This is a genomic window from Streptantibioticus ferralitis (genome assembly GCF_029223525.1).
Classification (GTDB): Bacteria; Actinomycetota; Actinomycetes; order Streptomycetales; family Streptomycetaceae; genus Streptantibioticus_A; species Streptantibioticus_A ferralitis.
In genome coordinates, this window is the sequence record NZ_JARHTQ010000028.1 from 1 (window position 1) to 13,284 (window position 13,284).

Here is a 13,284-nt window from a genome sequence, read left to right on the forward strand (position 1 = left end):
CTGTGTCAACACGCCGAGTCGCACCTGATCAGACAATCCCACCCACGAATGAAGCACGCCCAGCCCAACGGCCCGCGGACCACTCCGTCACGGGTAACCCTTCACCACATCAAGCAACGGCATTGGGGGGCGGGGACGCAGCAATGCGTCCCCGCTACCCGACTCGTGATGGGCACCCGGCCCTCGGCGGTCGCCACGCTCGTCGAGCGCACCAGCCGCTACACAGCCATCGTTGCGCTGCCGGACGGCATCAAGGCTGAGCAGGTCACTCCGCACCTCACCCGAAGTCTCCTCGGAATCCCGCCCCAACTGCGGCGGACGCTCACCTGGGACCGGGGCCGGGAGATGGCCGAGCACGAGACCATCACCACCGAGACAGGGATGCCGATCTACCTATGCAAGCCGCGCAGTCCGTGGCAGCGCGGCACCAACGAGAACACCAATCGGCTGCTTCGGCAGTACCTCCCCAAGGGCGCGGACCTCCGCAGGTTCAGCCAGGCCGACCTGGACGCCATCGCCCACGAGCTCAACCATCGTCCGCGCAAGACCCATGGGTACCGCACTCCGGCAGAGGTCTACGCTGACCTCCTGAACAGCGGTGATGCGCTGACCGCTTGAGCTCGCCAACGTCTGCCGACACTCAGGGCGGTGATCGAGAGGCGTCGTGAAGCTCTGAACCTGGTTCTCCCCCGCGGCCTGAAAGTCCCTGAGAAGTCCCAGGCGAGGTGCCGAGCCCGCTGTGGACAAGCAAAACCGCAGGTCAGCTGCTTGATCCGTATCCGGCGTACAGCTCGACTCGTCTGCCAATGGGGCCCTGGCCGGGCCAAACGTCCTGGTCAGGGCCCTTGATCGGACCGCTGGGCTGCCCCCTCTTCCTGGGATTTGAGTGTGTGGCTGGTCCGGTCAGTCGTGGGCGCCTTCGGCGGCGTTCCGCGGGCGCGTACTCGCAGACGGCCAGGAGCGAAGGCGCCTTCGGCTACCGCGATCTCGCGGGTGATGAGAAACTGACCGGGCAGCGGATCTCCCCGCGTCGCGGTTGTCCTGGCGGACGAGCCGCTTTCTGCCGGGGCCGGCCGACTGGCCGATCGTGAGAAGGGGGCGTCGTGGGGATCAGGCGGGAGCGACGCGAGATCGCGCGCCGTATCCGTAATGAGCTGCGTCTGCCAGAGCTCCCGACTCTGCAGGACCTGGTCGACGCGGTGGCCGCAGCGCGGCGCAGGGAGATCGTCATCGCCTACGATCCGCTGCCGCCGGGCTGTACCGGAATCTGCGTCTGCGTGCAGGGGGCGAGCGCCGACCTGATCGTCATCGACGACAGCGCGCCGGACCTGCTGAAGATACTGATCGGTTGTCACGAGGTGGCCCACCTGTGGCTCGGCCACGAGCCGTCCGAGGAAGGTCTGCTCGACAGACGTACCGCTCGGGCGCTGTTCCCGGAGATTGACGACCCTCTTCAAGCGGTTGTCATGAAGCGGAGTCTTCATGACAACCACTACGCCGACCGGCAGGAACGCGAGGCGGAGATCGCCGCCACGTATCTCGCCGACCTGCTCGTGCTGTCGCCCCAGGATCGCGCGGTCACCCGCATCACTTCGTCCTTGGCTCATCGGAGAACGGGTGTCTGAAGCAACCCTCAACGTGATGTACCTCCCGATCGCCGTCATCTCCGGGGTGATCGGGTTCAGTAAACTCCGGGAGCTCCTGAGGAGTTTCAGGGACTACCTGCTGGTCATCACCATCTCCTCGTACATGGGGGTGACGGCCTTCCTGTCGATGTCGCCCCTGGTATGGCACCCGTTGGGCAACGTATCGGGTATCCCCGCGCTGGGCAGCTTCGTCGCCTACCTGAGCATCTTCGGCTACGCCGCCTTTCACCACATCCTGGTGCTGATGTGGGGCCGGGACAGCGGTGTGATCACCGCCTCGCGACTGTTCCGCAAAACCCGGGCGCTCGGCATCGTCTACGCGCTGATCGCTATCGGCATGACGGTGTCCTTCCTGATGGCGAACACCGGCCCGGCCGAACCCTGGTCGTTCGACGTCGATTTGGCCCACGATTCGGGAATCCTCGCGTTCCTGTGCCTCTACGCGGGCGGGTGCCTGTTCGCACTGTGGCGCGCGGCGCGTGAGTGCTCGAAGTGCGCGGACTATCTCGTCGACAACGGCTCCCAAAGCGTGGAATCCATCCGTGGCCTGCGGTGGCTGAGTATCGGCACATGGTTCATCTGGCTGTCCTTCGTACCCAAAGCCATCGGGTTCCTCGCCGCAGCGGCGGGACACCGCGAGCTGGACGCCCTCGACACAACGAGCCCGCTGATCGGCAGCTTCGGCGCACTCTTCAACCAGGCCGGCTACCTCGGCCCCGCCATCGGTGCCTGGCTGCGCGAGCGCCGGGACCTGCGGGCCCTGCGCCCGTTGTGGAACCTGGTCGTGCCCGAGAACGCCGTTCACCTGGTGCGGCCGGGCGTGCTCGCCGAGACCTTCGGAACAGGGGTGCGCTTCCATCTGTTCCGGCGCATCATCGAGATATCGGACGCTCTGGTACTCCTCCGCCCGTGGATGGCGCCGGAGCCAGCCGAGCGGGTGCGCGCCGCTGCGGTGCGACAGGGCCTGTCTCAGGAAGAAGAGGACGCCGCGGCAACAGCAGCCATGGTGCTGGACGCCGTCAGCCGCAAACGGCGAGACGAGCCCGCACAGCCGACGCCGATAGCGCAGCGACTTCTGCCGCACGTGGACCCGGCCATGGAGCGGGAGCGCCTGGTGCGAATGGCCCGAGCACTGGATGCGCCAGTGGTCCGGTCCGTGTCCGCGGGCACTTCGGACCCGCAGAGCCGTACGACGTCGGTGCGGCCGCTCGCACGCTGACGAACGGCCGCACCGCGCCTCACACCGTGGCGCGAGGGGAACCCAGACGGGAGGCCAGCAGCGCGCGTGTCAGCGCCGCCACGGTTCCGGGGCGGCTGAGTGCCCGCGGATGCTTGCGCATATGGGCGACTTCGAGGAACAGCCGGTGCAGGTCGGGGTCGGTGAACGTCGCCCGGTTGAAGACCTCGCTGTACCAGCGGGTGAACCGGTAGCCCCTGGGATACGGGCCGTCAACATGCGGCAGAGCGAGGTCCATCAGGGTGGACAGTCCCCATGCCGCGTCCACGATGACCCGCACCCGGCGGAAGTAGTCCCAGGCCGGCTGATCGAGGGAGGCCCCTGAGCGCAGGTAGGCCGACAGGCACGAACCTTGCAGCAGGGCGCTGGTCATTCCCTGCCCGTAGACGGGGTTGAAGGAAGCCACGGAGTCGCCGACGGCGACGAGCCCGGCCGGGAACCGGTGCAGGGCAGTGAACATCCGTCGACGGCTGTCCGCCATCGTGTAGGTCGTGACCTCGCCTTCCATCGGGCACCGGCTCGCGATCTCATCTATCGGCCGAATGCGAGAGTCCTGACACCGCCTGATGAACTCCTCGGGGGCGCGAGTCGGTCGGTCCTGCCCGTACGCGGCCACGACCACCATCCACCGGCCTCCCTCCACCCGCGCTGCCGCGAACGAGTCGCGGTACGGCCCCTGGGGAGTCGAGATAGCCTGCACGACGTTCAGCTCGGGCAGCTCATCGCCGCTGCCGAACAAGGCCGTGGCATAGCCCAGTTGCAGGTCCATACGCTCCAGGGCAGGCGGACTCCAGCCGGCCACGGACAGCCACCGGTCGAGTTGAGTGCCGCGGCCCGTCGCGTCCACGACCAGGTCCGCAGCCAGCGTCTCGCTCTCCTTGGCCCCCGCGGGCACGTACCGCACGCCCGTCACACGCTCGCCCGCGAAGAGCAGGCCCTGCGCCCGTCCCTGGACGAGGCGCAGCCTGCCGTCATCCAGCACGCGGCGGCGGATATGCCCTTCAAGCATCGGGCGCGTCAGGCCGATGGTGTGTTCGGGGACACGCACCTTGAGCACACCGTCGAAGTAGTGCTCGATTTCGTCACCGCGGTTGAAGATCGCGCCATCGGCGATCAGCTCGTCCGTCAGACCAGGCAGCCAACGCTCCAGCAGGTCCGACCCCATGCTCAGCACCGCGTGCACCTGAGTGCCCTGCGGCACGCCGCGCCGGACCTCCGCGGACAGGCGCAGGTCATCTGGCTCGATGACAACGACCTGGTCAGCGTGATCGCTCAGCACGCGCGCCGCGCCCAGGCCCGCGATACTTCCCCCCAGCACGATTGCTCGCCGCATCCGGCTCTCCTATGTCCCTTGTGTCCCTGGCGCAGGGCACTCACCAGGCAAGGTGCGCCCCGTGCCGTCAACGTGGTCGCCAAGAGTCCACCGGGCACGCGTCGCGGCGTCCATTCCGGGGCTGAGGGAACAGCCAAGTCTCCGGCCACTTGCGGCGCTCACGTCGGCGTCGTGCTTCCTCATTCGGAGGAGCCCTCTTGGGGCAGCATCTTGACACGGCGTTCGACGATCGCCGCAATCTCGGCCAGAGCACCAGGGCCCAAACGGCTGGAATTATTCCGGAAGTTGACTCCGACGAGGTTCTTCTCCAAGCGCTGGTACGCCTCCAGGTCAGCCAGGTGAAGGTTCACGCGCTGGACATCCGGGTGGTCGTCCGCGTACGTCAGATACCTGCGCGGGATCTGGCAGGTAGTGCTCTGCTCGAAGTGCCGGGCCAGGACGCCCAGTGAGTCAGCGGCCAACTCGGAGGGCTCAACGCCCAGTGTCGCCGCCAGATCTTCCAACTTGCCGACGGTGGGCAGGCATTGGCCCCTCAGGAGCTTGGAGAGATACTCGGGAGTGATTCCGGCGGCGAGCGCGATGGCTCTCTTGGACCTGCCATCACGGTCGACATGGAAGGTCAGACGGCCCGTCAGACGAGCGAGCAGGGTCTCCTTCGGCGGATCCTGGTGGACCGGTTCCAGAGGCCTGACCGTGCGGAACGCCTCGATGGCGGCCCGGGAGACACCCGTCGCCGCGGCGACCTCGGCGTCCGGCCAGGGGCGACTGCTGCCCGGGCGCCGGATCCACTGGAACAGCGCATTCAGACGACGCGCCACGCGCGCGGCCAGGTCCTCCTCGTCCAGGCACACCTCGGCCTTGGCGTTGGCACTCACTTGGATGCCTCTCTCCCCGGAGTGGTTCTCCGTGTCGGGGCACGCCACGAAACGGCCTTGCTGCACTCTGCGAGGAGTCTACGCACAACAGCCCCCAGTGCCAACTATGGTTCAGGTGGCATGAGTCTAAGTTCGCCCCTCAGCAGGGATGTTGTCTTCTCGTGGAGCTTCGTTGCCGAACAATAGTTGACATCGGCCGATGTGATCGTCAGGATCAGGAATCCAGTCACTGCCTGTGGTCGGAGCCACCCGGCCGTGACGCCGGCCGTTCCAGTCCGCGCCCCGTCGAGGGGCAGCCCGAGGGATCCGGCGCCGACCTACGGGGGTGGTCAGCGCCGGATCCCGGAACGTCCCTCTTGTGCAACGGAGGTGGAGAACCGGGACGGCTGCAACGCAAGGTGGAGAACCGGTACGCCGCTGTAGCCGCCCGGGCGACGAACTGTTCGTGCTTCCAGGGCGTTGCCCTCAGCCGCGGCCGATGTACGGCATCGTCGTGGCCACCACCGTCGCGAACTGCACGTTCGCTTCCAGTGGCAGTGACGCCATGTGCAGCACGGTGCGCGCCACGTCGGCCGCGTCCATGACCGGCTCGGCCAGTACGCTGCCGTTGGCCTGTTCGATGCCGGTGGCCATCCGGGCGGTCATCTCGGTGGCGGCGTTGCCGATGTCGATCTGCCCGCAGGCGATGCGGTAGGGGCGGCCGTCCAGTGACAGGGACCGGGTGAGGCCGGTGATGGCGTGCTTCGTCGCCGTGTACGCGACGCTCTTGGGGCGGGGGACGTGGGCCGAGATCGAGCCGTTGTTGATGATCCGGCCGCCCTGCGGCCGCTGCTCCTTCATCGCGCGGAAGGCGGCCTGGGCGCACAGGAACGCGCCGTTGAGGTTGACGTCGACCACCGCGCGCCAGCGCTCGTACGGCAGTTCGTCGACGGGGATCGGCGCGGTGGTGTTCCCGGCGTTGTTGAACAGCAGGCCGAGCGGGCCGAACCGCTCCCGTACGGCGGCGAACAACGCGTCCACCTGTTCGGGGCTGGTCACATCCGTCGGGACGACGGCCGTCGGCGCGCCCTCGCCCGCCAGACGCGCGGTCTCCCGGAGCGCCTCCTCGCGGCGACCGGCCAACGCCACCGACCAGCCCGCCTCGGTCAGGGTCAGTGCCACCGCGCGGCCGATGCCGGACCCGGCGCCGGTCACCACGGCAACCTTCTGAATTTCGCTCATGCCCCCGCAGGGTAGGCGGTGGGACGATCGGTCACGCATCCAACCGGAGGGAGTGCGCCGCATGCCGAACGCGGACCCGCTGTCGCACAAGGAGATCGAGGACCGGCTCGCCGAACTGCCCGGCTGGGAGGCCGCGCCGGATGACACCCGTATCACGCGTATGTACCACCTCGCGCATCTGGCCGCCGCCGTCTTCGCCATCCATATCGCCCGTATCCAGGATGAGTTGAACCATCACTCGGATCTGACCCTGGGCTACAACACCCTGATGGTGTCCATCACCACCCATGCCGCGGGTGGCCGCCTCACCGCCAAGGACTTCGATCTGGCGCGCAGGATCGCGGACATCGCTCCGGCCCACGGGGCGGAGTAACCGAAATCACCGAGTGCCCCGGAATCCTGGGGGACTGGTCGGCGTTTCAACGACCCATGGAGCCCAGGATGACGGAGCCCGGCGCGGCCGCGGACACGGAGAACGGTGCATCGGCCGACGGTCGAATATCCCGACATAACGGACAATCAGCGCTTTCTGTTCGACGTCGTACCGGACTGCTGGTCACCCTCGTGCTCGGTGGGCTCACCGCGCTGCCCCCGCTGTCCATGGACATGTACCTGCCGTCGCTGCCCGCGGTCACCAACGCGCTGCACAGCCCGGCGGCGACCGTCCAGCTCACACTCACCGCGTGCCTCGCCGGTATGGCACTGGGCCAGCTCGTGGTCGGGCCGATGAGCGACAAGTGGGGGCGGCGGCGCCCGCTGCTCGTCGGCATGGTGGTGTACGTACTCGCCACCGCGGTCTGCGCCATCGCGCCGAGCGTCGAACTGCTCATCGCCTTCCGGCTGCTGCAGGGGCTTGCGGGCGCGGCGGGCATCGTCATCGCCCGCGCCGTCGTACGGGACCTGTACGACGGCGTGGAGATGGCGCGTTTCTTCTCCACCCTCATGCTGATCTCCGGTGTCGCCCCGATCATCGCCCCGGTCATCGGCGGCCAGATCCTGCGCTTCACCGACTGGCGCGGCGTCTTCGTCGTCCTCACCGTCATCGGCATCCTGCTCACCCTGCTGGTGCTGCGCCAGCTGCCCGAGACGCTGCCCGGTGAGCGGCGGCACGGTGGCGGTCTGCGGGAGGCGCTGCGCACCATGCGCGGGCTGCTCGGCGACCGGCCGTTCACCGGCTACATGCTGGCGGGCAGCTTCGCCTTCGCAGCGCTGTTCGCGTACATCTCCGGTTCGGCGTTCGTGATCCAGGACATCTACGGGGCCTCCCCGCAGACGTTCAGCCTGCTGTTCGGCCTGAACTCCATCGGGTTGGTGGCGGGCGGCCAGTTCAACGGGAAGGTGCTGGTCGGCCGGGTTCCGCTGGACCGGGCTCTGGGGGTGGGGCTCTCGGTGATCGTCACGGCCGCGACCGCGCTGCTGCTGATGACCTCCGGGGTCTTCGGCAAGGTGGGCCTGGTGCCGGTGGCGGCCGCGCTGTTCGTGCTGATGTCCGCGATGGGGCTGGCGATGCCGAACACCAACGCGCAGGCGCTGATGCGTACGCCGAACGCGGCGGGATCGGCGTCCGCGCTGCTCGGGACCAGCCAGTTCCTCATCGGCGCGGTCGCATCGCCGCTGGTCGGGATCGCGGGCGAGCACACGGCGGTGCCCATGGCGCTGGTCCAGGTCAGCTGCGCCGCGGTGGCCGTCATCTGCTTCGTCGCGCTGTGCCGCCCTTGGCGCACGCCCGCGGCTACTGTCGCCGGGTGACCGAAGACGACGCACTGACCGGGCTGGTGCGCGACCTGCGGGCCGCCACCGGACCGTCCCCCCTCCACCCCTGGTGCGCGGGCGCGGTCGCCCTCGCCGGATGCGGCCCGGACGTGGTGCTGCACGAGGCGGTCGGCTGGGCGCTGCGCTACGCCGGATACGACGCGCGGGCCGACCAGGGCGTCGAGCTGCCCCGCGAGCGGTGGGTTCCGGTGCGCCGGGACACCGTCTTCGACCTCGCGTCGCTCACCAAGCTGTTCACCGCGATCGCGGCGATGCAGCAGGTCGAACGCGGCGCGATCGCACTCGACGGCCAAGTGGCCTGGTACGCGCCCGAGTTCACCGCCGCCGCCGAACGCGGCATCACCGTACGGCAACTGCTCACGCACACCTCCGGCCTGCGGGCCGAACTGCCGTTGTACGAGTACCACGGCCTGGAACGGCAACTGGCGAGGCTGGCGGCGGAGCAGCCGGTGACCCCGCCGGGCGGCGCGTACCGCTACTCCGATCTGAACCTCCTGTTGCTGCAGCGGGTGCTGGAACGGACGACCGGGAGGTCGCTGGCGCACCTGGTACGGGACGGGATCACCCGGCCGCTGGGCATGACCAGCACCCGCTACTGCCCGCCGCCGTCCTGGCGGACGCGCATCGCCGCCACCGAGGACCAGCGCAGACCCTGGGGAAAGCTCGATCGCGCGATGGTGCACGGGGTCGTGCACGACGAGAACGCGTACGCCATGGGCGGGATCGCCGGGCACGCCGGTCTCTTCTCCACCGCCGCCGATCTCGGCGCGCTGTGCCGCGCCCTGCTGGACGGCGGTACGGGCATCCTCACCCCGGAGTCGGTGCGGCTGATGCTGGCGGACGACGGGGTGGCGGGCCATCCGCACGGGCTGGGGTTCGAACTGGAGCAGCCGTGGTTCATGGGGGAACTGGCCGGGCCGCGTACCGCCGGGCACACCGGGTTCACCGGGACCAGCCTGGTGATCGACTTCGACTCCGGACGCTATCTGGTGCTGCTCGCCAATGCCGTCCATCCGGTCAGAACGTGGCGTTCGGGCAACGCACCGCGCACCGCCGCGGCGACCTGGCTCGCCCGGTACGGACACGGCTAGTCCGGGTCAAGAGTTGGCAACGATTGTCATGGCGACCCCGAGAGGCCTGGTGGTGAAAATCGTTTCCAGTAAGCTGGGGTCAGCCCAGTCCTGAGGAGTGTCCCGCCGTAATGAGCCCTGCGATATCCCGTACCGCCCGCTTCGCTCGTATCGCACTCGGCGGTCTTGTGGTAGCCGCCCTCGCGGCCACCAGCGCCTGCGCCACCTCCTCACCCGGGACAAGCGGCACCAGCGGCGGTGCGTCCGGCGGCAAGGTGATCAACGTGGTGGCCGCGGAGAACTTCTGGGGCAGCATCGCCGCCCAGCTCGGCGGCAGCCATGTGAAGGTGACCAGCGTCATCACCAACCCGGACACCGACCCACACTCCTACGAGCCGACCGCCGCCGACGGCCGCACCGTCGCCTCCGCCCAGTACGCCATCGTCAACGGCATCGGCTACGACGCCTGGGCCGACAAGCTGCTCGCCGCCAACCCGGCCGACAGTCGCGGCGAACTCAAGGTCGGCGATCTCGTCGGCGTCAAGCCCGGCGGCAATCCGCACCGCTGGTACTCGCCGGACGACGTCCACCAGGTCATCGAGAAGATCACCGCCGACTACAAGAAGATCGACCCGGCCAACGCCGCCTACTTCGACCAGCGGAAGAACACCTTCGAGAGCAAGACGCTCAGCGCGTACAACCAGCTGATCGCGCAGATCAAGGCCAAGTACGCGGGCACCCCGATCGGCGCCTCGGAGTCCATCGTCACCCCGCTCGCCGAAGGCCTCGGGCTGAAGATGCTCACCCCCGAGTCCTTCCTCGACGCGATCAGCGAGGGCTCCGACCCGACCGCGCACGACAAGGCGACGATCGACCAGCAGATCAGGAACAAGCAGATCAGGATCTACGTCTACAACAGCCAGAACTCCACGCCCGACATCCAGGCCCAGGTCAACGCGGTCAAGGCGGCCGGTATCCCGGTCACCACCGTGACCGAGACGCTCGCCCCCGCAGGCGACACCTTCCAGCAGTGGCAGGTCGGCCAGCTGAAGGGCATCGAGCAGGCGTTGGCCAAGGCGACCGGTAAGTGAGGGTGAGTCAGATGACAGCGGTGACCTCCGGCATACCCGCGCAGACCCGAACCGACACCACCGGGCCCGTGCTCCAACTGCGTGACGCGGGAGTCCGGGTCGGCGGGCGAACCCTGTGGTCCGGTGTCCAACTGTCCATAGCGGCCGGTGAGTTCACAGCGGTACTCGGCCCCAACGGGGTCGGCAAGTCCACGCTCATCAAGGCAGCGCTGGGGCTGCAGCCGCTCGCCGAAGGGGAGATACGGGTGCTGGGCGGGGCGCCGGGCCAGGCCGGGCGCCGGGTCGGCTACCTCCCGCAGCGCCGCAGCTTCGACGCCTCGCTGCGGATCCGTGGCACCGACATCGTCGGCCTCGGCCTCGACGGCGACCGCTGGGGCGTACCACTGCCGGTGCCGGAACGATTCAGCCCGAAGCGCCGCGCGGCCCGCGCACGGATCGCCGAGGTCATCGAACTCGTCGGAGCGACGAAGTACGCGCACCGGCCGATCGGGCAGTGCTCCGGCGGCGAACAGCAGCGGCTGCTGATCGCCCAGGCGCTGTGCCGCAAGCCCGAGATCCTGCTGCTCGACGAGCCGCTGGACAGCCTCGACCTGCCCAACCAGGCGGCCGTCGCCGCGCTCATCGGCCGGATCTGCCGGGAGGAACGGGTCTCGGTGATCATGGTGGCGCATGACGTCAACCCGATCCTGGGCTACCTCGACCGGGTGGTCTACCTCGCCGAAGGCGGGGCCGCCACCGGCACCCCGCAGGAGGTCATCACCTCCGAGACCCTGACCCGGCTGTACGGCACACCGGTCGAGGTGCTGCGCACCTCTGACGGGCGGCTGGTGGTCGTCGGACAGCCGGAGGCACCCGCGCGGCACACCGACCGGCACACGCCCGGTGCGGTTGCCGCGGCGGCGGCACCGGCGGCGGAAGGAGCAGGCCGTGCTGCTGGCTGACGCCGCGAGCAACCCCTGGTCGTGGAACCTGCTCACCGACTTCCAGGTGATGTGGTCCTACCCCTTCATGGTCAACGCCTTCCGGGCGGGGGCGGTCATCGCCGTACTCGCCGCGGCCGTCGGCTGGTTCGTGGTGCTGCGCGGGCAGACCTTCGCCGCCCACACATTCTCCGTGGTCGGATTCCCCGGCGCGTCCGGGGCGGTACTGGCCGGAGTCGCCGCCGGGTACGGCTACTTCGCGTTCTGCGTCGGCGCGGCCGTCGCCATCGCGCTGCTTCCCGGTTCCGGTAAGGGGCGAGGCGAGGAGTCCGCGCTCACCGGAACCATCCAGGCCTTCCTGCTCGCCTGCGGATTCCTCTTCGTCGCCCTCTACAAGGGCTTCCTCGGTGGGGTGAACTCGCTGCTGTTCGGCAGCTTCCTGGGCATCACCGGCAGCCAGGTGCTGCTGCTCACCGTGGTCGCGGCGGTCGTCCTGTGCGTTCTGGCCGCGATCGGGCGGCCGCTGCTGTTCGCCTCCGTCGACGAGTCGGTGGCCGCGGCCCGTGGGGTGCCGGTACGCGCGCTGGCCACCGTCTTCCTCGTCCTGCTCGGCGCGGCGACCGCCGAGGCCAGCCAGATCACCGGCTCACTGCTGGTCTTCGCGCTGCTGGTGCTGCCCGCCGCGACGGCCCAAGTCCTCACTCCCCGGCCCGGGTTGAGCCTGGTCCTCGCCATGGTCATCGGCCTCGCGGTGACCTGGCTGGGGCTGACCGTCGCGTACTTCTCGCCGTACCCGGTCGGCTTCCACGTCACGACCTTCGCCTTCGGCGGGTACGTGCTGGCCCGGCTGGTGAACGTCGTCCGGCAGGCGTCGCTGGTGCGGCGCGCCCCGCTGCTGAGGAGTGCCGCATGAGCGCGTTCGCGCACCCCTTCTTCCTGCACGCCATCCTGGCCGGTACCGCCATCGCAGCGGCGGCCGGGCTGGCCGGGTACTTCCTGGTGCTGCGGGCCCAGGTGTTCACCGGTGACGCGCTCAGCCACACCGCGTTCACCGGTGCGCTGGCGGCGCTCGCCATCGGCTGGGACCTGCGGATCGGGCTGTTCGCCAGCACCATCGGGGTTGCCCTGCTGCTCGGGTTCCTCGGCCGCAGAAGCCGGGTGGACGATGTGGCCATCGGCGGCGTCTTCTCGTGGATCCTCGGACTCGGCGTCTTCTTCCTCACGCTCTACACCACGACCAGGTCGACGGCCAACGGCGGCGCCGGGGTGAGCGTGCTGTTCGGTTCGATCTTCGGGCTGTCCACGTCGTCCGCCTGGACGGCGGTGATCGTGGCCGGAGTGCTGTGCGTGGCGCTGCTGGGCATTGCCCGGCCGCTGCTGTTCGCCTCCGTGGACGAGTCGGTGGCGGCTGCCCGTGGTGTGCCGGTACGGCTGCTCGGGCTGGTCTTCCTCGCACTGGTCGGGGCGTGTGCGGCCGAGGCGACGCAGGCGGTGGGGTCGCTGCTGCTGCTTGGGCTGTTGGCGGCTCCGGCGGGGGCCGCCCAGCGGCTCACGGACTCGCCGTATCGGGCGCTGGTGCTGGCCGCTGCGCTTGCTGTTGGGGAGATGTGGGCGGGGCTTGCGGTGGGGTACGCGGTGCCGAGTGTGCCGCCGAGCTTCGGCGTTATCGCGGCGGGGACGCTCGTCTACGGCTTGACGTTCCTCCGGCTGCCCTCGCGCGGACGGCCCCAGGTACGGGTGGCTCGCGCGGGCGGTTCCGGGTAAGGCGTTCTCCCTGCCTGCGCCCCCGACCCCTCACGTTGTCTGCTGCGCTGCGGGCCGGTGGCCATCACGATCCGCAGGGGGTGCGATTCCTTTTGGCCCTCTATCCCCTCGGGTTCGCATCCCCACCCACTCGGCTGCAAGCGCAGTCGACAGCGAAAGGGGGTGGGCCGGGGTGTCCCCGCAGCGACCCCAGGAAGCAGTCGCAGTCGACGACGCGGGTGGAGTGAGGAGACACCCCGGCCCGCCCCCGACCCCACGGCAGCCCCGCGCAACGGCAAGATGCGGACCACGGCAACGGGGGGCGGGAGGGAAATCTCCGTACCCGGAACCGCCAAGCGCGACCGGAACCGCAAC

At 69.2% G+C, this 13,284-nt stretch carries 12 protein-coding genes and 1 pseudogene; 10 read left to right on the plus strand and 3 right to left on the minus strand.

Annotated elements, in window-relative coordinates; genetic code table 11:
• Positions 1 to 162 precede the first annotated feature (162 nt).
• The 3 genes and pseudogenes from P2L57_RS30845 to P2L57_RS30855 all read left to right on the plus strand — a co-directional run.
• Positions 163 to 618, plus strand: a pseudogene (locus tag P2L57_RS30845) (IS30 family transposase); the annotation flags it as partial.
• A gap of 485 nt (positions 619 to 1,103) precedes the next feature.
• Positions 1,104 to 1,625: a hypothetical protein gene (locus P2L57_RS30850; protein WP_275820107.1), complete on the plus strand. Its 522-nt coding sequence runs from the start codon at positions 1,104 to 1,106 to the stop codon at positions 1,623 to 1,625.
• Entirely contained in the window at positions 1,618 to 2,865 is a 1,248-nt protein-coding gene (locus P2L57_RS30855; protein WP_275820109.1) for an MAB_1171c family putative transporter, read from the plus strand. The genes P2L57_RS30850 and P2L57_RS30855 overlap by 8 nt, the downstream gene beginning before the upstream one ends.
• A gap of 19 nt (positions 2,866 to 2,884) precedes the next feature.
• On the opposite strand, the gene P2L57_RS30860 is transcribed toward P2L57_RS30855, so the two are convergent.
• From P2L57_RS30860 to P2L57_RS30870, 3 genes are all read right to left on the minus strand, one after another.
• On the minus strand, positions 2,885 to 4,216 hold the full coding sequence (locus P2L57_RS30860; RefSeq protein WP_275820111.1) for an NAD(P)/FAD-dependent oxidoreductase: 1,332 nt from the start codon (positions 4,214 to 4,216) through the stop codon (positions 2,885 to 2,887).
• Between the two features lie 179 nt (positions 4,217 to 4,395).
• Entirely contained in the window at positions 4,396 to 5,091 is a 696-nt protein-coding gene (locus P2L57_RS40380) for a helix-turn-helix domain-containing protein (protein WP_275820113.1), read from the minus strand.
• A 465-nt stretch (positions 5,092 to 5,556) separates the two neighbouring features.
• Complete coding sequence (locus P2L57_RS30870; RefSeq protein WP_275820115.1) at positions 5,557 to 6,312, minus strand: SDR family oxidoreductase; 756 nt, start codon at positions 6,310 to 6,312, stop codon at positions 5,557 to 5,559.
• Positions 6,313 to 6,373: 61 nt separating this feature from the next.
• Here P2L57_RS30870 and P2L57_RS30875 point away from each other — a divergent pair, with 61 nt between their 5' ends.
• The 7 genes from P2L57_RS30875 to P2L57_RS30905 all read left to right on the plus strand — a co-directional run bounded on the left by P2L57_RS30875 (position 6,374) and on the right by P2L57_RS30905 (position 12,930).
• On the plus strand, positions 6,374 to 6,685 hold the full coding sequence (locus tag P2L57_RS30875) for a 4a-hydroxytetrahydrobiopterin dehydratase (RefSeq protein ID WP_275820117.1): 312 nt from the start codon (positions 6,374 to 6,376) through the stop codon (positions 6,683 to 6,685).
• A gap of 68 nt (positions 6,686 to 6,753) precedes the next feature.
• Complete coding sequence (locus tag P2L57_RS30880) at positions 6,754 to 8,061, plus strand: Bcr/CflA family multidrug efflux MFS transporter (RefSeq protein ID WP_275820118.1); 1,308 nt, start codon at positions 6,754 to 6,756, stop codon at positions 8,059 to 8,061.
• Positions 8,058 to 9,176 (plus strand): serine hydrolase domain-containing protein, encoded by a 1,119-nt coding sequence (locus P2L57_RS30885; RefSeq protein WP_372516002.1) that lies wholly within the window; start codon positions 8,058 to 8,060, stop codon positions 9,174 to 9,176. The genes P2L57_RS30880 and P2L57_RS30885 overlap by 4 nt, the downstream gene beginning before the upstream one ends.
• A 110-nt stretch (positions 9,177 to 9,286) precedes the next feature.
• A complete protein-coding gene (locus P2L57_RS30890) occupies positions 9,287 to 10,246 on the plus strand; it encodes a metal ABC transporter solute-binding protein, Zn/Mn family (protein WP_275820120.1) in 960 nt (319 codons plus the stop codon).
• An 11-nt stretch (positions 10,247 to 10,257) separates the two neighbouring features.
• The gene (locus P2L57_RS30895) at positions 10,258 to 11,187 is read left to right on the plus strand and encodes a metal ABC transporter ATP-binding protein (RefSeq protein WP_275820122.1); all 930 of its coding nucleotides are present in this window, start codon (positions 10,258 to 10,260) and stop codon (positions 11,185 to 11,187) included.
• Complete coding sequence (locus P2L57_RS30900) at positions 11,174 to 12,079, plus strand: metal ABC transporter permease (RefSeq protein WP_275820124.1); 906 nt, start codon at positions 11,174 to 11,176, stop codon at positions 12,077 to 12,079. Before P2L57_RS30895 ends, P2L57_RS30900 begins: the two co-directional genes overlap by 14 nt.
• A complete protein-coding gene (locus P2L57_RS30905; protein WP_275820126.1) occupies positions 12,076 to 12,930 on the plus strand; it encodes a metal ABC transporter permease in 855 nt (284 codons plus the stop codon). Before P2L57_RS30900 ends, P2L57_RS30905 begins: the two co-directional genes overlap by 4 nt.
• Positions 12,931 to 13,284: the final 354 nt, after the last annotated feature.